At 67.2% G+C, this 22,750-nt stretch carries 21 protein-coding genes; 8 read left to right on the forward strand and 13 right to left on the reverse strand.

Translation table 11 applies throughout. The features are described from left to right. Window positions 1-1,151: 1,151 nt before the first annotated feature. On the forward strand, window positions 1,152-1,442 hold the full coding sequence (locus tag WME76_RS24895; protein WP_437954775.1) for a hypothetical protein: 291 nt from the start codon (window positions 1,152-1,154) through the stop codon (window positions 1,440-1,442). A gap of 137 nt (window positions 1,443-1,579) precedes the next feature. On the opposite strand, the gene WME76_RS24900 is transcribed toward WME76_RS24895, so the two are convergent. The 3 genes from WME76_RS24900 to WME76_RS24910 form a co-directional block, all read right to left on the reverse strand. Then, window positions 1,580-2,242: a hypothetical protein gene (locus tag WME76_RS24900; RefSeq protein WP_437954776.1), complete on the reverse strand. Its 663-nt coding sequence runs from the start codon at window positions 2,240-2,242 to the stop codon at window positions 1,580-1,582. A 68-nt stretch (window positions 2,243-2,310) separates the two neighbouring features. Next, window positions 2,311-2,643, reverse strand: coding sequence for a hypothetical protein (locus WME76_RS24905; protein WP_437954777.1), 333 nt, complete (start codon window positions 2,641-2,643; stop codon window positions 2,311-2,313). Continuing rightward, window positions 2,630-2,890, reverse strand: a complete 261-nt coding sequence (locus WME76_RS24910) for a hypothetical protein (protein WP_437954778.1) — start codon at window positions 2,888-2,890, stop codon at window positions 2,630-2,632. Before WME76_RS24910 ends, WME76_RS24905 begins: the two co-directional genes overlap by 14 nt. Before the next feature lie 1,110 nt (window positions 2,891-4,000). Between WME76_RS24910 and WME76_RS24915 the strand changes: the two genes are divergently transcribed. Further along, on the forward strand, window positions 4,001-4,951 hold the full coding sequence (locus WME76_RS24915; RefSeq protein WP_437954779.1) for a hypothetical protein: 951 nt from the start codon (window positions 4,001-4,003) through the stop codon (window positions 4,949-4,951). A 12-nt stretch (window positions 4,952-4,963) separates the two neighbouring features. On the opposite strand, the gene WME76_RS24920 is transcribed toward WME76_RS24915, so the two are convergent. The 5 genes from WME76_RS24920 to WME76_RS24940 form a co-directional block, all read right to left on the reverse strand. Then, a complete protein-coding gene (locus WME76_RS24920; RefSeq protein WP_437954780.1) occupies window positions 4,964-5,575 on the reverse strand; it encodes a substrate binding domain-containing protein in 612 nt (203 codons plus the stop codon). A 596-nt stretch (window positions 5,576-6,171) separates the two neighbouring features. Continuing rightward, window positions 6,172-7,803 (reverse strand): chaperonin GroEL, encoded by a 1,632-nt coding sequence (gene groL / locus WME76_RS24925; protein WP_437954781.1) that lies wholly within the window; start codon window positions 7,801-7,803, stop codon window positions 6,172-6,174. A gap of 33 nt (window positions 7,804-7,836) precedes the next feature. Beyond that, window positions 7,837-8,127, reverse strand: coding sequence for a co-chaperone GroES (gene groES, locus WME76_RS24930; RefSeq protein WP_437954782.1), 291 nt, complete (start codon window positions 8,125-8,127; stop codon window positions 7,837-7,839). A 343-nt stretch (window positions 8,128-8,470) separates the two neighbouring features. After that, the gene (locus tag WME76_RS24935; protein WP_437954783.1) at window positions 8,471-8,776 is read right to left on the reverse strand and encodes a hypothetical protein; all 306 of its coding nucleotides are present in this window, start codon (window positions 8,774-8,776) and stop codon (window positions 8,471-8,473) included. A 2-nt stretch (window positions 8,777-8,778) separates the two neighbouring features. After that, window positions 8,779-9,678 carry a LysR family transcriptional regulator gene (locus WME76_RS24940; protein ID WP_437954784.1) on the reverse strand — a complete coding sequence of 300 codons (900 nt, stop codon included), beginning with the start codon at window positions 9,676-9,678 and terminating at the stop codon, window positions 8,779-8,781. Window positions 9,679-9,756: 78 nt separating this feature from the next. On the opposite strand from WME76_RS24940, the gene WME76_RS24945 reads away from it, so the two are divergent. The 4 genes from WME76_RS24945 (at window position 9,757) to WME76_RS24960 (ending at window position 12,273) form a co-directional block, all read left to right on the forward strand. Next, window positions 9,757-9,891 carry a hypothetical protein gene (locus WME76_RS24945; RefSeq protein WP_437284697.1) on the forward strand — a complete coding sequence of 45 codons (135 nt, stop codon included), beginning with the start codon at window positions 9,757-9,759 and terminating at the stop codon, window positions 9,889-9,891. A 32-nt stretch (window positions 9,892-9,923) separates the two neighbouring features. Further along, window positions 9,924-10,754 carry a DUF998 domain-containing protein gene (locus tag WME76_RS24950; protein WP_148314292.1) on the forward strand — a complete coding sequence of 277 codons (831 nt, stop codon included), beginning with the start codon at window positions 9,924-9,926 and terminating at the stop codon, window positions 10,752-10,754. A 145-nt stretch (window positions 10,755-10,899) separates the two neighbouring features. Then, the gene (locus WME76_RS24955; RefSeq protein WP_437313651.1) at window positions 10,900-11,355 is read left to right on the forward strand and encodes a hypothetical protein; all 456 of its coding nucleotides are present in this window, start codon (window positions 10,900-10,902) and stop codon (window positions 11,353-11,355) included. Window positions 11,356-11,535: 180 nt separating this feature from the next. Further along, window positions 11,536-12,273, forward strand: coding sequence for a class I SAM-dependent methyltransferase (locus WME76_RS24960; RefSeq protein ID WP_437954785.1), 738 nt, complete (start codon window positions 11,536-11,538; stop codon window positions 12,271-12,273). A 465-nt stretch (window positions 12,274-12,738) separates the two neighbouring features. Here WME76_RS24960 and WME76_RS24965 read toward each other — a convergent pair whose 3' ends face one another. Beyond that, window positions 12,739-13,431 (reverse strand): TetR/AcrR family transcriptional regulator, encoded by a 693-nt coding sequence (locus tag WME76_RS24965; protein ID WP_437954786.1) that lies wholly within the window; start codon window positions 13,429-13,431, stop codon window positions 12,739-12,741. A gap of 121 nt (window positions 13,432-13,552) precedes the next feature. On the opposite strand from WME76_RS24965, the gene WME76_RS24970 reads away from it, so the two are divergent. Next, window positions 13,553-14,323, forward strand: coding sequence for an SDR family NAD(P)-dependent oxidoreductase (locus WME76_RS24970; RefSeq protein ID WP_437954787.1), 771 nt, complete (start codon window positions 13,553-13,555; stop codon window positions 14,321-14,323). Window positions 14,324-14,428: 105 nt separating this feature from the next. Here the strand turns inward: WME76_RS24970 and WME76_RS24975 are convergent, their stop codons facing one another. Next, entirely contained in the window at window positions 14,429-14,917 is a 489-nt protein-coding gene (locus WME76_RS24975; RefSeq protein WP_437954788.1) for an SMP-30/gluconolactonase/LRE family protein, read from the reverse strand. Between the two features lie 325 nt (window positions 14,918-15,242). Next, window positions 15,243-16,781 (reverse strand): hypothetical protein, encoded by a 1,539-nt coding sequence (locus WME76_RS24980; protein WP_437954789.1) that lies wholly within the window; start codon window positions 16,779-16,781, stop codon window positions 15,243-15,245. A 166-nt stretch (window positions 16,782-16,947) separates the two neighbouring features. Between WME76_RS24980 and WME76_RS24985 the strand changes: the two genes are divergently transcribed. Further along, the gene (locus WME76_RS24985; RefSeq protein ID WP_437954790.1) at window positions 16,948-18,642 is read left to right on the forward strand and encodes a recombinase family protein; all 1,695 of its coding nucleotides are present in this window, start codon (window positions 16,948-16,950) and stop codon (window positions 18,640-18,642) included. Window positions 18,643-18,973: 331 nt separating this feature from the next. Here WME76_RS24985 and WME76_RS24990 read toward each other — a convergent pair whose 3' ends face one another. After that, on the reverse strand, window positions 18,974-20,995 hold the full coding sequence (locus WME76_RS24990) for a hypothetical protein (RefSeq protein ID WP_437954791.1): 2,022 nt from the start codon (window positions 20,993-20,995) through the stop codon (window positions 18,974-18,976). A 474-nt stretch (window positions 20,996-21,469) separates the two neighbouring features. Then, complete coding sequence (locus tag WME76_RS24995) at window positions 21,470-22,333, reverse strand: hypothetical protein (RefSeq protein WP_437954792.1); 864 nt, start codon at window positions 22,331-22,333, stop codon at window positions 21,470-21,472. Window positions 22,334-22,750 lie beyond the last annotated feature (417 nt).

The following is a 22,750-nucleotide window of genomic DNA, read 5'->3' on the forward strand; positions in this document are numbered from 1 at the left end:
GGAGAACGCGACTACTGCCGCCAGCCCAGTCCACATGGACGCTGGAGGACACGCCGAAGGGCCCGGCGAAGTACCACTCGGACTGGGCGCGGCCACCTGGAGCAACCCCCACCACGCGGTCACAGATCACGGCACTACATACCGGCATTGAGTAGATCGCAAGGGACGGCCCGAGGCTGACGGTCGTTGACTTCGTGGCGTACCCAAGAGTGACGGCCGTTCGGTCGTAGAACCCGACACCAGCGCCTGGAACGATGCTGAGCATATTGTGGGCTTCGAGCCTGAAGTCTCCCTCGCTGCGCCAAAGCCACCCGGCGAAGGGGCTCACGGCCAGCCTGGGCTCGATCCCGACCTGGATCCCGCCCACGCTGACGCCGCCGCTGAACTCGAGTGCGTGTGCCGGCGCCGGTACACTACTGGCGAACGCACAGGCACAGCCGCACAGCACGTGCACGCGCACATTGGCCTTCAGCCCGTGCCCCATGCCTTCCCCCGATCCCGGATGCTTCTCCTACTGGAAGGCGGCGTCAACGGGTAATCTGGACCACATTACGTCCAAGCGGTCCTCGCACACGAGGGCCGGAGCGCGACCGGCAACGTGGATGATCAAGGGGGGCGTCAGCAAGTTCGGCATCGTCCCGTTCACTTGCTCGTTCGCTGCGTCCGAGGCGGATCGCTCGACGGCTCTCCGTCTCGTTACTGGCCTTGGCTGGGCTCGTTCGCCGCCGTGTGCCCTGCGTGTGCCCCGATGCCAGGGTACGTGGCTCCACGAGAAGGCACTCGGGTATACGAGCGGAACTGAGCGCGGATGGCCTCTGACACCGTTCCGATGCGATTGACGCGGCGTCCGCCGTATCTCTCGCGCATCTGGCCCGCAGATTCGTCTCCGGGTTCGATTCCCGGCGCCTCCACCAAGAAGACACGGCGAGAGCCGTGTCTTTCTTCTTTTATGTGCCCTGCGTGCGACCCGATAAATTTCAGTAAGGATGAATCGTTGCGCGGCTGGAGGTAGGTGGGCCCACGGGGAGCAGGCGCGGCGGGTGACGCCAGGGCACGAGGCTCCACGGAGCTCCACGGAGGGCCCCCAGTCGACGGGGGCCGACCCCGGGTCCGCGGAGCCAACGATGATGTACCCTGAGAGGATGCCTCCCGTGATTCGCCTCGCCCGGCTCGACGAGGCAGGCGCCCTGACCGCGCTCTGCCGGCGGTCGAAGGCGCACTGGGGTTACAACGACGACTTCCTGCGGCTCGCTGCGCCGGCGCTTCTGGTCGACGCGGAGGCCATCGGCGAGCGCCGCGTCTTCGTGAGCGTCGACAGGAACGACCGAGCGCTCGGCGTCGCGCGCCTCGACATCGAGGCGCCCGGCGTCGCCGAGCCGCTCTCCCAACCGAGGGCCGCCGTACTGGAAGAGCACCGTTCTGCGCCGCAAGGCGCCCGGTGACGCCGCATAGCGTCTCGCGACGCGCCTCCCGGGCCAGACCAACGCCCGGACGGACACGTGTGCCCACGGCACGCCGATGCGCCCCTAGCGCGCTCGGCGCCGCCCGGACCACGCTCTTTCGACCCAGGACCGAGCCATCACGACGCTCGCGGTCCCACCCTTTCGGTTTGCTGCGCTACACTTCTTCGCGCTGCGATCCGGCTTCTGTTACCTACGCGCCCGGACCCGAGGTCAGCCGACCTTGAGCCCCCAGGATTTGATGACGTTTTTTTGATCCGCCGTGGCGATATGGAGAGCCTGGGCGGAGGTCTGCGGCTTGATGCCGATCTGAAACGCATAGTTCTCCGGCGACTCGACCTCGCTCGAGGCGTCGTCCGCCACCGGAATGTCAGTTCTTCCCCGCGCTTTTCGATGAGGCCGTTCATGTCGGTGTCCGTGCTCTTGAACGCAACGAAGTACTTTTTCGCGACCTTGTCGTACTCGTACACCATGAACTGGAACGCGGCATTGATGTTGAGGAGCTCCTTGTACGTGAGCATTGCCACCTCCTGCCGGTTTGTCGGCGAGATCTGCCCCGAAAGGTAGACGGCATCGGTGACGCCCGTCTCCCAGAGGACGCCGCTCAGCACCGCCACGACCGGGAGGTCCGCGGTCGGGTTCATCGGGTCCTTGCAGGCCTGATCCGCCTTCAGCTCTTTCTCGCCGATCTTCATCTTAGTGATGAAACCAACGGCGGGCTGTCTGGCCTTGTTGAAGTCGTAACCCTGCTTGACATCGAGGCTTCTACGGTACTCCGACATGGCTCATCGTCCCTTCCTGGATCGTTGCTGTGGGCGTATCGTCGCGCCCCGGGTAGCTTGTTACTGTCTCACCGGGCCCGCGGAGTAGCAACCCCCAAGATCTCGGCGCTCGATCCAGACCCTTCGCTCGCTGCCGGCACCTGGCCATCGAAGAGGATGGTCACGATCGGCGCCGCGGCCTCCCCGAGCGGATTGAATCCGAGGTGGCTGCCGCTGTCCGGCCCGAGCGCGAGCCCGCCCTGCTCCTGCGTGTGCACGAGCAGAGCGCGCAAATAGGCCCCGGTACCGGCGAGCGCAGGCAGGACATGGGTGCGGACTCTGCCGTGCGCCTCGACCCGCCAGGGCACGTCTCCCCACGTCAAAGGGTCGCTGACGCGGAGCACCGCGTCAAAGCCGTTCACCGGCACCGCCGCCCGGCCCCCCCAGCGTCGCGACGCCCATGATCGCCTCCCCGACAAGCGCCTCGTCCGTGCGCATGACGCGGACGAGCGACGAGCGCGCGACGCGGACCTCAAGCTCGGGAAAGACCGAGGCGAAGAGCGGCTGTCGCTCAAGCGCGCCTTCGCTGACGGGACTATCGCGGTGGACATGGATCCGCTCTCGCTCCTGTGCCGCCTCGCGGCCAGCGTCCCGCCGCCGCGCTTTCACACCGTCAAGTACGCTGGCGTGCTCGCCTCGGCAAGTCGCCCACGTTGGCGCGCAAGCGCATCGGACCGCGCCCTGCGAAGCCACAAGAGCCTACGAAGGCGGACGATGACGCCGCTTCGAAACGCAAGCGTGGCGGCTATCGGGCGGTCGACAAACCTCGCCGAGCTCTTGCGCCGCACATGTGCGATCGATGTCCTCGAGTGCCCAGCTTGCAAGGGGCGGATGAAGCCCGTCGCCATGGTGACCGAGCCAAGGAACATCGCCCGCTTCCTCTCCACGCTCGGCGAGCCGACCGATGTTCCAGCACGCTCTCCCAACGCCCACGTTGCGCCCGCCGTACTGGAAGAGCACCGTTCTGCGCCGCAAGGCGCCCGGTGACGCCGCATAGCGTCTCGCGACGCGCCTCCCGGGCCAGACCAACGCCCGGACGGACACGTGTGCCCACGGCACGCCGATGCGCCCCTAGCGCGCTCGGCGCCGCCCGGACCACGCTCTTTCGACCCAGGACCGAGCCATCACGACGCTCGCGGTCCCACCCTTTCGGTTTGCTGCGCACCACTTCTTCGCGCTGCGATCCGGCTTCTTTTACCTACGCGCCTCGTCCGCTGTCCCGTCATGACGACCGTTTGCTTGTATCACACCCCCCGGGTCCGGCGGTCATCCGGCGCCGCCACGCTGCGCACGGTTCCAACCCGCTTTACCTTGATGAGCTCGTCGGAGGTCCTGTACACCCGCTGACACGATCCCTCGATGCCGGCGGCGCGCGGAGCGCTCGATGGAGCAATCCGGTCGACCCCCGGCGGTGGTTACGGCTTGACGTTCTCGATTCGAGTTGGGTCTCTCTTCCGTTTCAAGGAGCAGCACGACATGCGGATTCTTGGATATACGCTCATGCTCGCCGTCACGGTGCTCGGTTGCGGCCAGGGCTCGAACGGCGGTGATCCCTCCGCGGGCACCGGCGGGGCGGGCCCGCTCCCCCCCACGAGCGGTACGGGACAGGGCGCGGCGGACGGCGACGCCGGGCTTCCGCCTCCGGACGATGCCTCCACCGAGCAGCCGTTCTGGACCTTATTTCCGACGCCCGCGGTGCGTCAGGGGTCGAGGCGCGCGATGGTGCTCGGCCCGAGCCTCTGGGCCATCCGGTGGGGCCAGCCCCAGATCCTGAGCGGTGAGGTCTCGCAGATCGGGCAAGTCTGGACGGAGGACGGCGGAGCGACGTGGCAGCGCATGGAGTCCGGGTACGCGTCCCCGGGATTCCGCGACGGCACCTTCTGGTTCCTCGGTCGGGACCACTCCGGAACGCTCCTCGGCGTGAGCGCCCGAGCCCCCGACGCCGTGGGCGTCATCTCGCTGATCCGTCACGACACGACCACGAGGACGTGGATCCCCGTCGGCCTGGTACCGGATGGATTCGAGCCCATCACGATGGTCACCTCGGCGGCGGGCACCTGGATGCACGGTCGTGGAGGGCTGTGGCGCTACGACGGTCCGGACCAGTGGACCTCGATCCCCTACCCCGACGGCGTATCTGGCGAGATCTCGCTCCGGGCCAGCGACGACGGCAGCCTCCTGCTGGTGGCGGGCGGCGCGGGGCGCCTGTTCCGCCGCGTGCCCGGCGACGCGAGCTGGTCCGAGGTCCCGACCAGCTCGATCCCCGAGCCTCCGAGCCGGAGCTTCCGGAACGTGCTCGAGGACGGTCGCGGCACCTTGTACCTCGTCAGCGCTTCGGACAGCGTCTGGCGAAGCGACGATGGCGAGCGCTGGACGGACGTGACGCCCTCCGAGAGCCCGAAGCTGGACAGCGCCTCTTCCTGGCACGCCGCCGTCTCCGCCTCCGGCGTCCTCGCCGTGGGTCGCTTCGAGTACAGCGAAGACGGCGAGAATCACCTGGTCCGGGTGTGGCTATCGAAGGACGCCGGCGTCAGCTGGATGGAGCGCAGCGAGGGTCTCGCGCCGCATTTCCTGTCCGACATGGTCTTCGACGAGCAGGACCGGCTGCTCGTCGTGACCGACCTCGACAAGGTCGTGCTGGCGGTGTCGCCGCCCGCGGATCGGTGGTGAGGTCCCGGCGCGTCACGCGGCGTCGTCGAGCAGCTGCGGGTGCTGGCGCACGTGCGCGTAGAGGAGGTCGAGGAAGACGCGGACGTGCGCCGGGACGGCGCGCGCGCTCAGCGTGACGGCGAACAGGCGGAGCGCCGCGCCGGCCCAGCGAGGGAGGACGCGCACGAGGCGCCCGGCGCGGAGATCGGCGTCGACGAGGAACGGCGGGATGAGCGCGATGCCCGCCGCGCCGAGGCACGCCGAGCGCAGGTGGGCGTCGCTCGTGGTCAGGAGGCGCGGCACGGCGCGGACCCGGACGGCGCGACCTGCGCCTGTGCGATCGACGAGGCGGAAGGAGAAGGCGCTCCGATCCCGGCCGAACACGCACAGGGCGTGCGACGACAGGCCCTCGGGCGCCCGCGGGGCCCCGCGAGCCTCGAGGTAGGCAGGGGACGCGCACAGGACAGGGCTCGTCTCGCCGAGGCGGCGCGCGCCGAGCGCGGAGCGGTCCCGCGGCGAGAGGACCCGGAGGGCGACGTCGATGCGCTCGCCGACGAGATCGACATAGCGATCGTCGGTGAGGCACTCGACGCGGACATCGGGGTAGGTCGCGAGCAGCCGCGTCACCGCCGGCGCGAGCAGCATCGCCCGCTTCCTCTCCGCGCTCGGCGAGCCGACCGATGTTCCAGCACGCTCTCCCAACGCCCACGTTGCGCCCGCCGTACTGGAAGAGCACCGTTGTGCGCCGCAAGGCGCCCGGTGACGCCGCATAGCGTCTCGCGACGCGCCTCCCGGGCCAGACCAACGCCCGGACGGACACGTGTGCCCACGGCACGCCGATGCGCCCCTAGCGCGCTCGGCGCCGCCCGGACCACGCTCTTTCGGCCCAGGACCGAGCCATCACGACGCTCGCGGTCCCACCCTTTCGGTTTGCTGCGCACCACTTCTTCGCGCTGCGATCCGGCTTCTTTTACCTACGCGCTGGACGGCATCGATCTCGGCCCCGTGGAGCGGCACTTCCAGGAGCTGCTCCGCGTGGCCGCGGACGCGCGGCCGGCGGGGGGGGAGGCGGCGCCGCGGGCCGCCCCCCGCGGCGCACGGCGGGCCGGCGTGAGCGCTCGCGGCGGGGCGCCTCCGGAGCACAAAAGGCGAAGGGCCGGTCTCCCGCCCGGGAAACCGGCCCTCACGCCCCTCCAGGCGGGCACGCGCGGGCTCATCGCCCTGCGCGCGCCCTCAGGAGACTAGAAGTCGCCGTGGCCGTGGCCCGCGTGGCCACCGGCGCCGGCCGGCTTCTCGTCCTTCGGGCGCTCGGCGATGAGCGCCTCGGTCGTCAGCATCAGGCTCGCGACGCTCGCCGCGTTCTGGAGCGCGGAGCGGACGACCTTCGCCGGGTCGATGACGCCCAGCGCGATCAGGTCGCCGTACTCGCCGCTCGCGGCGTTGTACCCGAACGAGTCCTTCCCCTCGCGGACCTTCTGCACCACGATCGAGCCCTCTTCGCCCGCGTTGGCGGCGATCTGGCGGAGGGGCTCCTCGATGGAGCGGCGGATGATGTTCACGCCGGACCGCTGCTCGTCGCTCACCTGGAGCTTCTCGAGGGCGGCCTGGGCGCGGATGAGCGCCACGCCGCCGCCCGGGACGATGCCCTCCTCGACGGCCGCGCGGGTCGCGTGGAGCGCGTCCTCGACGCGGGCCTTCTTCTCCTTCATCTCGGTCTCGGTCGCGGCGCCGACCTTGACCACCGCCACGCCGCCGACGAGCTTCGCCAGACGCTCCTGGAGCTTCTCGCGGTCGTAGTCGCTCGTCGTGTGCTCGATCTGCCCGCGGATCTCCGCCAGCCGAGCCTTGATCTTGTCCTTCGTGCCCTGGCCGCCGACGAGCGTGGTGTTGTCCTTGTCGATGATCACCGTCTTCACGCGGCCGAGGTCGCTGAGCGTGACGTTCTCGAGCCTGAGCCCGAGCTCCTCCGCGATCACCTGGCCGTCGGTCAGGGTCGCGATGTCCTTGAGCATCTCCTTGCGGCGGTCGCCGAAGCCCGGGGCCTTGACGGCGGCGCAGTGGAGGGTGCCGCGGAGCTTGTTGACGACCAGCGTCGCGAGCGCCTCGCCCTCGATGTCCTCCGCGATGATGAGGAGCTGCTTCTGGCTCTTGGCGATCGCCTCGAGCACCGGCAGGATATCCTTCATGTTGGAGATCTTCTTCTCCGAGATGAGGACATACGCGTCCTCCATGGTGCACTTCATGGCCTCGGGGTCGGTCACGAAGTACGGCGAGAGGTAGCCGCGGTCGAACTGCATGCCCTCGACCACGTCGAGCGTCGTCTCGAGGCTCTTCGCCTCCTCGACCGTGATCACGCCCTCCTTGCCGACCTTCTCCATCGCGTCCGCGAGGAGCTTGCCGATGGTGAGGTCGCCGTTCGCGCTGATGGTGCCGACCTGCGCGATCTCCTTCGCGTCCTGGGTCGACTTGGAGGCGCCCTTGAGGTGCGCCACGACGGCCTCGACGGCCTTGTCGATGCCGCGCTTGATCTCCATCGGGTTGTGGCCCGCGGCGACGAGCTTCGAGCCCTCGCGGTAGATCGCCTGGGCGAGCACGGTCGCGGTCGTCGTGCCGTCACCGGCGATGTCGCTGGTCTTCGAGGCCACTTCGCGCACCATCTGGGCGCCCATGTTCTCGAAGCGATTCTCCAGCTCGATCTCCTTGGCGACGGTCACGCCGTCCTTGGTGATCGTGGGGGAGCCGAAGCTCCGCTCGATGACGACGTTCCGGCCCTTGGGGCCGAGGGTGACCTTCACCGCGTCCGCGAGGGCGTTGACGCCCGCGAGGATCATGCTTCGGGCCGACTCGTTGTAGATGATTTCTTTGGCTGCCATGGTGCGAATCTCCTGGAAACGGTCTTGCCCGAATCAGCTCTCGATAACGCCGAGGATGTCTTCTTCACGGAGGATGAGGGCCTGCTCGCCGTCGATCTTGACCTCGTTCCCCGTGTACTTGCCGAAGAGGACGCGGTCGCCCTCCTTCACGTCGAGCTTGCGGACGGTGCCGTCCTCGAGGGTCTTCCCGTTGCCCACGGCGAGCACGATGGCCTCCGTCGGCTTCTCCTTCGCGCTGTCCGGGATGAAGAGACCTCCCTTGGTCTTCTCCTCCTCCTGCACGCGACGAACGATCACACGGTCCTGGAGCGGTCGGATTTTCATTCTGGTTCTCTCCGGGCGTGACTCACCGGTCACGACCTGACGTCGCTTCATCCCGTGCGTGCGCGGCGGCGCGCTCGGCCCCTGCTCCCCGGTCTCCCTGGGAACAGCTCCGGGCGCGCCTCTGCTGTCCGGCGGATGCTCGCGTTGGCTTGGGGTCTGGCACTCGCGAGATGTGAGTGCTAGCAAGAACGTCGCAATATACCCGGGGGCCTCGGGTTGTCCATCTCTAAGACGCATGACGTCGCCCGGGCGCGCGCGAGGGGCGCAAAGGGGGTGCTGCCAGGGCGCCGCGCCGCGAGCACGCGTCGGGGAACCGAGCGCGGGAGTGCCGCGGCGCCTGCGGTCAGTTCGTGAACCGGACGTTGTCCACGAAGTAGGGCCCCGAGCCTGCGTTCACGTTGAGCTCGATCGTCAGCGACACGTCGCTCGGCGACGCGTTCAGCGCGGTCACGGTCGGCGCCGCGAGCGTGAACGTGACGGGCGCGAACGCCTTCTTGTTGGCGGGGCTCAGGTTGGTCGTCCCGACGAACTGGTCATGGATGCCGGCGGACGGGATCGAGATCAGCACCTTCAGGGTCCCCAGCCAGGAGGGGTTGGGCTGGACGGGCGACGTGAAGAAGTCGAGCGTGAGCAGTCCCGCCTGGCGCACGCCTATCGTGAGGATCCATGCACCGAATTCGTGATATCGAGGAGCGACCGCACGAGCGGGTCCTTGTCGTCCATGGCGCGCCACACCGAGCGGCCAAGGATGACGACGTTGAGGTCCCGAACCCGCTTGAACACCACTCCGGCAAGGAGCGTCGACGCGGCGCTCTCGGGACACAAGCTGAGACCTTCGCCGCTCGCCACCAGCATGAAGATCACATCGCTGCTGGCCTCCTCGTGGGCGAGCTCGAGCGTGAGATCATGCGCCCGGAAGGCGGCGATGATGTCGTCGTGGAGGCGCGGGCCCTCCTTGCGCGGAGGCCAGAGAAAGCGCTCCTGCTTCAGGTCCGCGACCCTCAGCGTGCGCCGTGCAGCGAGGCGATGGCTCTTCGACATCACGACGCCGACGCGCTCGCGATACAGCACGCGGAAGCGGAAGAGCGGGTTGTCTTCCGGCGAATGGTAGCCGTACCCGACCGAGATCTTGCCATCGCGCAGCGCGGCGACCTGCTCCTCGCTCGGCAGCGGCCGAAGGCGTACCTCGACGCGCGGATGACGCGCGCGGAACGTCTGCACGATCCTCGGCAGCAGGAGGGTGTCAGCCAGGGCCCCGTCGAATCCGACCACGACCGTCCCGATACGGCCTTGCGCCGTCGCGCGGGCGTCCTCGACCGCGAGCGCGGCGCGAGCCAGGGTCGCGCGCGCACCTTCGAGGAAGCTCCGGCCGGCGGCGGACAGCTTCACCCCGCGTCCCGAGGGCACGAAGAGCTCGACGCCGATCTCAGCTTCGAGCTGAGCGATTTGCCGGCTCAAGGGCGACTGCGAGACGTGAAGCCGCTCGGCCGCCCTTCCGAAGTGCTCCGCTTCCGCGACGGCGATGAAGTACCGCAGGTGACGTAGCTCCATGATTCAGACCTATAGGGTCTGAAACCGTTGCGATCAATGTCCTGGTGGTCTTGAGCGCGACGGTGCAGGCTGTTCAACATGAGGCGACACGAGACGTTCGAGAAGCTGTCGCCCGGCTTTCTTGGGCCGGCTGAGCTGGCGCGCGGCTGGGCGTCGCGCGTCGACTGCTCGAGCGCCGACGCAAAGCACACGCTGGGGCTTCTGTTTCGCTGAGCCTCGCGACCGACAACCGAGAGAACCCGAACATGACCGAGAACAACCCCACCTCCAGCTCGGAACCAAAGGAGCGCGCGAGGCCCGCACCCGAGGCGAACCAGATGATGCAACGTCGCCCCGCCGGCGCGCTGCTCGTCGCCGGGGCAGTGATCTTCTTCCTCGCCGAGTTCATCGCCGCCGCGGCATGGACGGATCCTCCCTACAGCTACACGCATCACTACATCAGCAACCTGGGAGTCCGTGGCCCCCTCGAGGCTCTTGGCCAGTTCATGAAATCGCCACTCGCGTGGGTCATGAACACCGGGTTCTTTCTCTTCGGGATCATGTTCTTCATCGGTGTCGCCGCGCTCAAGGGCCTGCGAAGCTGGCGCCGCTGGGCAGCGCTCATCCTGGGAGCTCTCGTCGCGCTTGGCGGCGTCTTGCTGGCGTTCAACCCCGGTTCCGGAGAGCCGCCCGACGGCGCAGTCGACTATCACGCCCTGGGCGCCTTCGCGTCTATCGTCGGAGGCAACGTGCTCGCGATGCTCCTTGGACGCCAGCGTCAACAAGTCGGCGTCACTCCCAAAGCCGGGAGGGCCATGGTCGTCCTCGGCGTGTTCGGGCTCGCCTCGATGGTGGCCTTCCTCGTGGTCGCCAGCTCGGGGGCCAACGTCCTCATCGGCCTCGTCGAACGCTGCGCCGTCTATCCCATCATGGTCGGCTTCATCTGTGCGGGGGCGTCGATCTGGAATCGCCGGACCGTTGCACGCTCGAGCGGCGAGGGCGAGACTTCCCGACCACAGATGCTGAAGCAGCAGCCAGCCTACATCAACATCATCAAGATGCGCGCCAAGGCGGGAGCGAGCGCCAAGCTGTTCTAGCTAGCCGCGGCCGGCCTACGAAGCAGCAGCTCATGCAGCTTCGCGACCTCCGCCTTCGACCACGCTCGTGCTCCGCGACCTCGACAGCGGCATGAAAACCTGTAACATATCCACAGAACAGGCGCTCTTCTGCACACGGATTGACATGCGATTGGAATCCATGAACACCAACGCCGCCTATCGCTCGCTTGTCCGTCTGTCCTTCCTCATGCTCCTCGCGGTCGTCTTCTCCATCGGGTGCAAGCGGCTCAAGACCGGCGCGCGGGAGGAGTTCGGGAGAAAGCACAGCTGTCCCGAGGACCGCATCACGGTCCGCTCACGCGACGACGTGAAATGGGGCTCGATCGTGCTCGCGAAAAGACCCGCTGAGGCGCCGCCCGACGAGGTGAAGAACGACCCCGGCCGGCTGGCGAAATGGCAGAAGGACCGGGCCGAAGAGGACGCAGCGACGCGGGAGAGTCTGGACGAGCTCGACGTCTTCGAGGTGAAGGGCTGCGGCCACGAGGTGTTCATGGCCTGCGCGCACCCCGGCGGCGGTGCCGGCGAGGGGGTCGCGACCGACGAGGTCGTGTGCTGGGAGCAGCCCACCACGAAGCGCTGACGCGGTCGCTGGCCAGGCGCGTCAGTCACGGCGGCGCTGCTGCAGCGGCCGCAGAGGAGAGCTCGCTCGCGAACAGCACGGCGCGTCCGGGCCGCGCCGCTCGGGCTCGTTCCCGATCATGAGATGAGGGCTCCGCTCGCGCGCCGGACGAGCGAGGCAACGCGCAGGAAAAGGAGAACCATGCTGAAGCGGATCTGGGATCGTCATCGCGCCGCCGGGCTCGACGAGGCTGCGGCCGCCGCCGCGGCGCCGTCGCCGGAGGAGCTCTGCTACCTCGCGATGCTGGCGTTCGCCGACGAGCGCACCGCGGACGCCGCGGCCTTCGCCGCCCGCGCCGCGGAGGCCTCGCCGGGAGACCCGCTGTTCCGCGCGGCCGCGGCGCACCTCGCGCGGGTCGGCCGGGAGGGGAAGCGCAACGTCTACGTGTCCGCGGAGGGGTTCGCCGCCTTCATCCGCGGCGGCGGCAATGTGCCGCTCTACCGGGAGACCAGCGCGGCGCTTGCCGGCCAGTACCCGGAGGCGCCCTTCGATCTGCTCGACATAGGCGCTGGCGACGGCATGGCCCTGCTGCCCGCGCTGACGCCGGCGGTGCGGCGGGTGACCGTGGTGGAGCCGGCGGCGCCGCTGCTCGAGCGGTGCGCCGCGGCGCTCTCGGCGCGGGGCGTCGGCTTCGAGGCCTTCAGCGGGCGATTCCAGGACCTCGCCGCGGATCCCGCCATGGCGTCGCGGAGCTGGGCGGTCGCGCAGGCGACCTTCTGCCTGCACGCGATCGCCCCGGCCGAGCGGCCGGCGCTGCTCCGCTGGGCGCGCGCGCGCTGCGATCTGCTGCTGATCGCCGAGTTCGACGCGCCGCGCATGGACGAGCCTTCGCTGACGGGATCGACGTCCTCGAGTGCCCAGCTTGCAAGGGGCGGATGAAGCTCGTCACCATGGTGACCGAGCCAAGGAACATCGCCCGCTTCCTCTCCGCGCTCGGCGAGCCGACCGACGTCCCAGCACGCTCTCCCAGCGTCCACGCGGTGGCCGCCGTACTGGGGGTTCGGGGCGCAGGGCGCCGCAGGCGACCCGGAGCCCCGAGCGTTGAAGAGCACCGTTCTGCGCCGCAAGGCGCCCGGTGACGCCGCATAGCGTCTCGCGACGCGCCTCCCGGGCCAGACCAACGCCCGGACGGACACGTGTGCCCACGGCACGCCGATGCGCCCCTAGCGCGCTCGGCGCCGCCCCGGACCACGCTCTTTCGACCCAGGACCGAGCCATCACGACGCTCGCGGTCCCACCCTTTCGGTTTGCTGCGCACCACTTCTTCGCGCTGCGATCCGGCTTCTTTTACCTACGCGCCCTGTGTCTGCGCTGCGGCGAGTTGCGCCGCGATTCACCCGTGTGTCATCCGCGGCTCGGCTTGCTCTTTCTTCTCCCGCCGGGCTCCTGAGCAGGCTCCGCGGCGGCCGCGCCCTTGCCGGTCCGCGCCGCCCGGGCCGCGGGCTCGACCGTGGCCAGCGCTCCGCACGCGAGGTCGGGCAGGGTCGCCCTCATCCACGCGGGGTCCACGGCGCCGCGCGCGGACAGGTACAGACGGCAGGCCTGGTGCGCCGGGCCGAGCAGCACCACGTCGAGCACCACCTCGGACGAGCGCGCCCCGGAGAAGACGCCGAGCTCCGTCAGGTGCGCCGTCACCTCCGCCTTGAGCCGCGCCTTTTCGTCCCGGAGCGCGGCGCGGTGGTGCCCGTCCAGCTCCAGCGCGAGGGCCTGGTACATGAAGCGCGCCTCGGCCTCGTGCTCGAACACCCAGGTCAGGTGCGCCTCCACCAGCGCCCGCACCGCCGTGCGCGCCGTCCTGGCGGCGAGCACGCGCGCGGTCACGTACCCGACAAGCCGCTCGAAGGTCCGCCCGAGCAGCGCCGCCACCAGCGCCGGGAAATCCTCGAACAGGTGGTACACGCTCGAAGGGCTCGCCCCAGCCTCCTTGCGGACGTCCTCGATGCCCGTGCGCAAGATGCCTCGCTGCTCGAAGCAGCGGAGCGCCGCGTCCAGCAGCGCCTCCCGGCGGGCCACGCCGCTCTGTCGAGCCACGGCCATGCCCCCTCCCCTACCCCAGCTGCGCGCCGCTGACCAGCCGGCCTAGATGGAAGATTCTTCCAATTTATTGTTGGAAGTTCCTTCCACTCAGGCTACCTTCCACTCGAAAGCGAGGTGTCGCATGAAGCTGGGACTGAAGAAGAGGGCCGCGCTGGTGACCGGCGGCTCGCAGGGGATCGGCAGGGAGGTGGCTTTGCAGCTCGCGGCCGAGGGGGCCCGCGTGGCGCTCACCTACCGGAGCGAGCGCGAGAAGGCCGCGGAGGTCGTCCGGGAGATCGAGCGGCAAGGCGGCGAGGCGCTGGCGCTGGAGCTCGACCTCGGATCGACGGAGTCGATCAAGGCGGCTGTCGCGGCCGCCCTGGCGCGCTTCGGGCAGCTCGATGTCCTCGTCAACAACGCGGTCCGCTGGAGCGAGCGCCTGCCCTGGGAGGCGCCGCGCTTCGAGGACATCCCGCTCGCCGAGTGGCAGGGCACCCTCCACGACAACATCGACGGCGCCTTCGCCGCGATCCAGGCCGCGGTGCCCTCCATGCGCGCCCGGGGCTGGGGCCGGATCGTCAACGTCTCCTCTGGCGTGGCGCTCGACGGCGTGGTGGGCACCGGGCCCTACGCCGCCGCCAAGTCGGCGCTCCACGGGCTCACGGCGGTGCTCGCGCGCGAGCTCGGGCCGCACGGGATCTTGACCAACGTGGTGGTCCCGGGCTTGACCGTGACCGACAAGATGATCGGGGTGATATCGCCGGAGGTGATGGCGCAGCGCGGGAAGGCGTACCCCGTGGGCCGGCTATTGCGGCCCGAGGAGGTGGCGCCGACCATCGTCTTCCTGTGCTCGGCGGCGAACACCGCGGTCACCGGGGAGATCATCCGCGCGAGCGGCGGCCGGCCGATGTGACGAGGGGACAGGCGCGCGGCGCTGAATCAGCGCATACCGGCTGCATGGCCGGGCGCAACGACACACGTGACAGCGACGTTCAGCGGCTTCGAGTCGGGCCAGCGCTCACTCGATCGGGCCGTAGGAGAGCAGGCCCGTACGAGGGGTCTTCATGGCGAGCAGCGTCACGAGCCCGAAGTTGGTGAGGAGCGCGTACTTCTTCGAGCCCAGCGTCGCGAGCGCGACGCTCGCTGGCCCATCGAGCGGCCCGTCCTTGACGAGCACGGTCTCGTTCCCCTCGGGCCCGACGCGGACGAGCGCGTTGCCCGCGTTGCCAGCGACGAGGATGCTCCCATCCGCGTCAGCGGTGATGCCGTCGGCGCCCTTCAGCGGCAGGCAGATCGCCGGATCCGACGTGGAGAGCACGACCGCGGCGCCCGGGGTCCCGTCCGCCTCGATGGGGATCTTGATGAGCGCGGCCTTGTCCGTGTTGGCGACGTAAAAGGCGTTGTCCGAGAGCGCGAGGCCGTTGGCGCCGAGCGGGACGCCGAGGACCGCTCTCCCAACGCCCACGTTGCGCCCGCCGTACTGGAAGAGCACCGTTCTGCGCCGCAAGGCGCCCGCTGACGCCGCATAGCGTCTCGCGACGCGCCTCCCGGGCCAGACCAACGCCCGGACGGACACGTGTGCCCACGGCACGCCGATGCGCCCCTAGCGCGCTCGGCGCCGCCCGGACCACGCTCTTTCGACCCAGGACCGAGCCATCACGACGCTCGCGGCCCCACCCTTTCGGTTTGCTGCGCACCACTTCTTCGCGCTGCGATCCGGCTTCTTTTACCTACGCGCCCTGGATCAGCCGACCAGCACAATCCCTGGCTCACGATCGCCCTGGCGGCGGTCGTGCTGCCGTACGTCTGCTGGGCGCGAGACGCGGTGTTGATTATCGGCCTTCGTCACCGAGCCATTCGCGTGCGAGCGCGAGAATCCGGCGGTTCTCCGGGACGTTCTCGAGGAAGCTTTTTTGATAAGCGGGATCGCCGATCTTGACGGCGATCGAGAAGAGGTGGGCGCGCGCGCTGGCGAGCGCAGCGACGGCTTCGTCGTGGCGCGCTGTCGCCAGGAGGCTCTCGACGTGGACCAGGCGGAGGAACGAGCCGCCTCGAAAGAACCTGTCGTGCAAGCCCATGGCTGCCTGGCGCGAGAGCGCTTCCTCGGCGGCGGCGACCGCCTCTTCCGGCTTGCCCTGCGCGAGCTTCAGGGCTGCCTTCGTGGCGAGCACGCCTGGAACGTCGTCCGGGCACGCTCTGCCCAGCAAGAGCACGGAGCTCTCCACCTCCCTTTCCGCCTGCTCGAGCGCGCCCGAGCGACGCAGCACCTCCGCGAGCACCCAGCGGCCCCGGCCCTCGTCGACCGGCAGGCCGCGGGCGCAGCCCAGGGTCAAGGCGAGGTGCTCCGCGCAAGTCTGCGCCTCGGCCAGCGCGCCGCGCTCCGCGAGCATCCAGGCCATGGCGAACGGCCTGAATGCCGACCCGGGCCCCAGCTCGGTATCTGGCAGCGGCACCGCCTCGAGCAGGCGCTGGGCCTCTTCCGGGGCGCCGAGATACCAGTGGCTCATGGCTACGACCACGCTCGTGAGGCTTTCTATGCGCCGATGGCCGCACTGCCTGGCCAGCTCAACGCCCTTCCGTGCGTCCTCCAGCATGCCCGCGGGATCATCTCGCTTCGCAGCCCGCTCCGCCGCCATGAGATAGAAGACGCTCATCGCGATCGCGCTGCGGTCCCCGGGGGGATCCATCATCGCCTCGAGCTTCGCGAACAGCAGCTCTCCGTCCGGAGAGCGCCCCGCCAGATAGAGGATGTGGCTGGCCAGCGCGACCGTGAACGCCATCGGGTACACTGCATCTGGCGCCACCTCTGCACCCTTGAGCGCGGCGACGACGGCGAGGATCGTCTTGGAATCGCCCGCCACTGCAGCTCCCGAGAGCCGGGCGGACGCGCCCTGGGCCCAGGGCGCGCTCCCGCGCGGCGCGGCCTGCATCAGTTCCTCGGCCTCGAGCTGCATGGAGGCGGCGAGCTCAGGCTGCCAGATGACGGTCTCGCAGAGCGAGCCGAGCAGCCGCACGCGCAGGTCGGCGGGCAGTGGCAGCGCGAGCCCGCGACGCGCCAGCGCGGCCTGCTCCAGCACGCTGGCGCCCCAGCTCGCCTGCTGCGCTGCCCGCAGGTAGTGCCTCCCCGCGGCCGGTCCATCGCCACCCTTGTCGAAATGCTCCGCCAGCGCTCGCGCGTCCTGCTCGCCCCGCGCCTCGAGCCACGCGCCGGCGAGCCGGTGACCGAGCACCCGGTCGTCCTCGGTCAACATGGCATACGCCCCTTCGCGCAGCAGCGCATGCCGGAACGCCAGCTCCTCATCGCCCGGAAAGCGACTGTCGCGGCGCGGCACCAGGACCTCACGCTCCACAAGCGTCTGGAGCCCGGCCATCACCCCGCTCCGGCGCGACTCGCCCCCGAGGAGCGCCGCCACGCCTCCGGCCCAGAGCCGCAGAACTTTTGGTACACGCAGGAGAGGCCAAAATTCCGGCCAAAACCGGCGATTTGCTCAGCCGGCCCGGTCGTAATAGGATCATCCTTTCGGACAGGTGCAACAAATGAAAGACGCAACCCCCAACACCGCGATCCGGCGGACGCTCGGCTACCCGCGCGTCTCGACCAGGGAGCAGGAGATCGCAGGCGTGTCCCTGGACGCCCAGGCGGAGAGGATCGCGAACTACTGCCGGCTCCACTCGCTGCCGGAGCCGATCTTGTTTCCGGAAGTCGAGAGCGGCGGCGAGGAGAACGAAGCGAACAGGACGAAGGTCGCCGCTCTCCTGGCCGACGTACGGCGCGGCGACATGGTGATCGTGACGGACATCGATCGCTTCGGTCGCGACGTCGTCTTCATCGTGAAGAACGTCCGCCAGATCATGCGCAAGGGCGCCGTGTTCGTCGCCATCGACAAGGGCTTCGATTCACGGTCGCCGATGGCAGAGGACACGCTGGCCAACTGGGCGGTAGGCGCGGAGCAGGAGCGACGCCGCATCAAGGAGCGGACCGAAGGAGGGCGGAAGCACCTGCGCGTCCAGGGGTACTTCGTCGAGGGGCATCCGCCGTTCGGCTACGAACGCCAGCCGAAGCCCAAGGGGACGAAGACGCCGCTCCCCCTCCGCGTGGTTCCGGAGCACGCTGCGGTGGTGCGTCGCATGTTCGCGCTCTCGCTGGAAGGCTTCAGCGTATTCGAGATCGCCAAGCAGCTGCGCCAGGAGTACGGCAACATCAAGGCGTTCGGGCGTGCCTGGGTCGTTACTGCGCTGCGCAACCGGACATACACGGGGCGTGTTGCAAAGACCAGCGTACGACCTAATGCCACGCGCGGCGTGGTGCAGCTGCCGGCCGAGTGGATCTCTGCACACGAGGCGATCATCGACGATGAGACGTTCAACAACGTCCAGCTTGCACTGAGAGATCGCCGCCGAGGGCGGAAGCCACAGGCCGAATCTGCGACCGCGAACCACTTGCTGCGCGGCATCTGCCGCTGCGCGGAATGTGGCGGTAGCGTTGCTGCCGTTCCGGTGTCCCGCCGCAGCCGACACACGGTGGGCTATTACGTCTGCCGTGGTCACGTGGAGCAGAAAGAGAAAGGCGTGCGGTGCAAGTCCTCGGCATGGCTTCGCCAGCCGGACGCGGATGCCGCTGCGCGAGAGCAGTTCCTGGCGTTTGCTCGCTCGCTGCTCATCTCGCTTACTAGACCGCCGCGCCGGATCGAGAAGCCGGATTTCGCCGCTCAGCGCCGGGAGATCAAGATCGCGCGACAGCGAGTCGTGGAATTTGTTGCAAAGGGACTCTTCACGGTCGAGGACGTAAAGACAGAGCTGAACCGTCTCGATGACGCACTTGCAGCAATCGAGGCGAAGGAAGCCGAGTTCAACGAAACGGCGGGCAACGACACCGTCGAGACTCGCAAGCACGCGCATGCGTATGTGCAGCAGATAGTTGACGAGTGGAGCGTTCTGCCGGTCGATGTGCAGCGAGCGCTGATCCGCGCGTTCTCGTCAAAAGTCGAGGCAACGCAGGACAAGCAGATCAGGATTACATGGCGCGATCCTTCGCAGATATCAGCGGCGCATGGTGCGCAGGAGTTGCCAGCGCTCCGCCCTGCGCCGATCGTAGCTGCGCTCGCCGCCCCCTCGCCCGTCGCCTTGCCGTCCCCGGTCGTCGCTGCGCTCCCCGCACCGTCAATGTCTGCGCGTGACTACCTCGGCTCGCCGGAAAGTGCCCCAGCTTCAGTCGAGCGTTCGCGGGGCTGACTGCTCCGCGTCAACCCTGGAGGGGGCGCGTCAGCATGGACGCGGTGCGCACCCTGCTCGGCTGGCTTATCTTAGCGCTCGCAGGCCGCCCGTGCTGTGCCGGCTCGAGGTGGATGCCGGCGAGCGCGCGAGCGCGCTGGTGTCGTACATGGCGCCGGAGACAACATCCAGCTGCCGGACGCGATCAACGTGCGCATCACCGGCCCGTCGGCGCTGGTGGTTGCGCTCGCGCTCGCCTTCTGCATCCGCAGCTGGATGGGGCCGACCGGACGGCCCGGTGCGGTGACAGCGGCGCGCCGGGAACTGAACAACCGCGCCCGTGCGCAAACGATCAACTTAGCGCCTTCAAGACTTTGCCCTTTATGAGATGCATTGTATGTGGAATCCCTTCCAGCAGTGGACTCAACGTATCAAGCTCTTCGCTCGTGGCAAAGATTATCTGCTCTCCGTACTCTGCGGCGTGCGACGCCCGCCTCAGGAACGCCCCGAAGCTCAAGCGTGCGGTATCCTGTTGCCTTGGTTCGTCTAGCACAAGTAGTTTCGCGTGATTCGTATGGAATCGCCGGGACAGCTCGAGCATGCTTAGGAGATATGCCCAGATAGTCCGGATCATATCGCTTGCCGACAAATCAAATTCGAGATCGAAGCCCTCATGGACAGGGCGATAGACGTCTCGGGAGATCCCAAGAGATTTAGGAGCCACGCTCGAGAGCCCGAACTCGGCCGCCTGGTCCTGGACGAGTCGTTCGAGCGCTGCAAGCTTCGCACGATCACTGTCCGACAGGTCGTCAGACGGCAGCGCATTAAGTTCGGCATCGACTGCTCGCCATTCCGCCGCGAGCTCACCAAATCGCACCAACAGCAGTTCGATTCGATCCGCGGCGCCTGTTTCCCTCTCGACCCGGTCCCTTAGCCTAATGCGCTCCTGGACTGCGGCTTCCGAGGGCGCGAGCTCATCGGAGCTGAGCGAACTCTTAAGCGAGCGTACCTTGCGACGCGCGTCGGCAACCTCGCTCCGAAGCGCCACGAGCTGCCGGCTCTTCGCTTCCAAGCTCGTGGACGTGTTTGCGAGCACGGCACGATAGGCCGCCATTTGATCCTTGATGAAATCGATGTTGTCGTCGACCGCCATAGGCCGAATTGTGCCTTCTTGAGGCAAGAGGGCATCGGATATATTCTGGTGGCACGTCGGACACTTCAGCTTCGATACACTAAGATCTAGTACCGATCCAAGTTTTCGAAGCTTCACGACATCTTGGTTTCGGCGCAGGTCGTCCTCCAAGGCCGCCAACTTCCGCTTGATGCTCGTGAGTTGGGCCTCCTCGCGCCTCACGTTTTCAAAGAGCTCCTTGAGGGCTGCATCCAAATCGGCAGCCCTCTCTTCCTCTCTGGCAAGCCCCTGCTCAAGGTCTCTCGCTTGCTCCTTGACGGAAGCTACGGGCGTCGCCTCAAGCTGTGACAGCCTGGCACGCTGGTTCGCGAGATATCGGCGCAGCGGCTGCCATTCGCCACCGACGGCGACGATGAACTGTGGCTGGACAGCCGGTGGCCATGTGCTCGTTGGCGCTGGAGGCAGTCCCTGGATGATCGCGCCAATGCCTGCTGCCAGCTCTTGTAATTCCTTAAGTAGCGCGCTCCACCGTCCGCGAATGGCTCCCACGACCTCGCTCAGCCGCTGGCGCTTCATCGCGATCTCCTGCGCGTCCATGCGGAGGATAAATTCTACGGCGCGCTTCCCTACTTCTCGGATCCTATAGTGTAGCGGCATGCGCGCCTGGATTGCCGACCATCCCCTCTTTTGCTCTATGAGCATCATGGGGAACACGCATTCGAGATACAGCGGGCAGACCGACCCATCATATTTGCCGACACTCGGGAGCGTCCACCCGATAAAGGAAGCGAGCTCGTGGTGGAATCCGAGCTCGCGGGTCGCCGCGCCAGGATGACGAACATAGAAGTCACGCTGAGCAAACGGCCCTCGTCCGGTGATCGCTGCACCATCCCAAGTCCGCACGAGATGTCTGTCGAATCCCCCCTTTACAGATCGAGCGATCGTCCAGATTCGGCCGTCACCGTTCGCGATTTCGAGGATGACCTCCGACTCAAGAACAACGCGATCCTCACCGTCAATTTCGACGCGCTCCGTCATAGCGTGGGGGAGTGGTACATCGTGAGCCGCGCTCAGCATCCCTTCGAGCCCCAGCGCGTAGATGATGGCCTGCATGCAGGTCGACTTCCCGCTCGTGTTGTTCGCACGGAGAATGCATAAGCCATCATTAAACGGGATAGTTGCGCCGACTGGCCCCTTATCCGTCATTACGCGCAGCTTCAGTGCTCTAACCTTTAGTTTCATGTTAGGCCGTAGCGCCCGTTAGGCGTTTCATGACTTGGTCTGTGAGTCGGTTGCCCACTCTCGAAAGGAACTCCTTCTCCGGTTGAAGTACCCCGACCATTTTCTCCAAGCTATTGACGGCCAACTTTCCCTTATCGGTTAAGGAAATCTTTCCGCTAACGAGGCCCAATACACCATCAGCGACTCCGAAATCGATAGCGCGGTTCACGCTCGGCTCGAGATGCACGATGACCTCCTCCGGACGCAGTGTACCGTCGAGGAACGAAAGTAGCGCATTCCGGGCAACGGCCGATTTCAGGCACCATGAAAGGATGTGAAGTTTGGTAAGGCTCGCTTTCTGACCTCGGCAGCAGCGCGAGAGGATGAGGCATAGTGAGAACAATTTCCACAGAGGCCGAAGGTCCGGTGGGACAGGCACAGGGCGCTGTACGAACGTGAACCTAGGAATCCAGTCAAGCTCCGGAAACTGGTCGTTCATGGCGCCTCCTGTGGAAAGTCGAGCGGGCAGCGCATGAGCCAATCCGCTAACGCTTCGTACGCCAAGGCCTCAGCCATCTGCTCGGTCATCATCTCGAATTTCATGAGCTCCCGCTTGAAGTCTTCAAGCGTCTTACTGAGGAGTCGCTGGGGCGTGTCCTCCGCCATCAAACAATGAGTTTCGAGAAATGCCTCGCGTGCCCCCTTGGTCCGGATCGCTGCCTCGAAGACGTCCGAGTATTTATTCTTCAGCGTGTCGAGAATGTCCTGCCCCTGAAGGTAATGTTGCAGAAGGCGTTCTCGAAGAGTCCCACGCTTCGCCGACGTAAACGTTGGCACACGCGCAAGTTTGCTCTCAAGGGTACCCAGTAGCGAAGAGTTTTGGGTTGCCCAATCCGCAGTGTCGGACACCTGCAGCACCTTCGGAGCAATGTGCAGTTGCTCAAGGCCAAGTCGCAACAGCTTGGCGCGCTCGGCCTCAAAATCGTCCTCCGTAACGATGCTTATGCAGAAATCGGAGGCGACATACGGTAAGCTCGCCGCTCTTACCTCGGCGGCTTTCTTCTCAGCGTGCTGGACGAGAGGACCGCTGTCGAATGTCGGCACCGCCAGTACCCATCTCGCAATCTTCGTCGGGCCGAATACCTTTACCAGGTCGTCCTTGTTGTCGATGAACTTCTTGATATCTGTCGCAATCTTGTCGCGTTGGTTCTCGTAGCGCGCGTTGGTAGCCAATGGCTCGAGCGGCGCGTAGCATTGATAGGCACGGCCGTCTCGTGAGAATCCCTCAATGCCGAAGTCCCCGCGGTGCCGGTCGGGCACCTCTTGGAAGTCGCCGAGGGCATAGCGCATCTTCAGCAACCGAATAATGTGCTCCTGCCACTCGTTCCCATCCCAAATTCTCGTGCTCCCGATCATTGGTTGCTGCGTCACGCTGAGAGTTGGTCGCGCATGAGCGCGCACTGCAACGCTACCCTAGGCCACTCGGTTGGATCCAGCGTCAAGAGCATGCACCCCGAGCGGTGGCGAGATGGCGCGAGGACACGGCTCTCGACGGCTTCGTGCGGCTCCGCGTGCTTCGCGGTCTCAATACGAGGGACCCTACCCAACAGTTGCATCGTTGCATCTGCTGCGAGCGCCGGGCGCCCGTCGTCGTTAGCCTCATGAGGGGCCTCGTCCAGTTCGAGGGTGCGCGTGCGCTCGGCTAGCGCGTCGATCCGCAGCAGGCGCGCACGCTTGGAGGATGTGGTCATGGCGTTACTTGATCGCGGCTAGCTC

The organism is Sorangium sp. So ce119, assembly GCF_051524405.1.
GTDB classification, from domain to species: domain Bacteria; phylum Myxococcota_A; class Polyangia; order Polyangiales; family Polyangiaceae; genus Sorangium; species Sorangium cellulosum_G.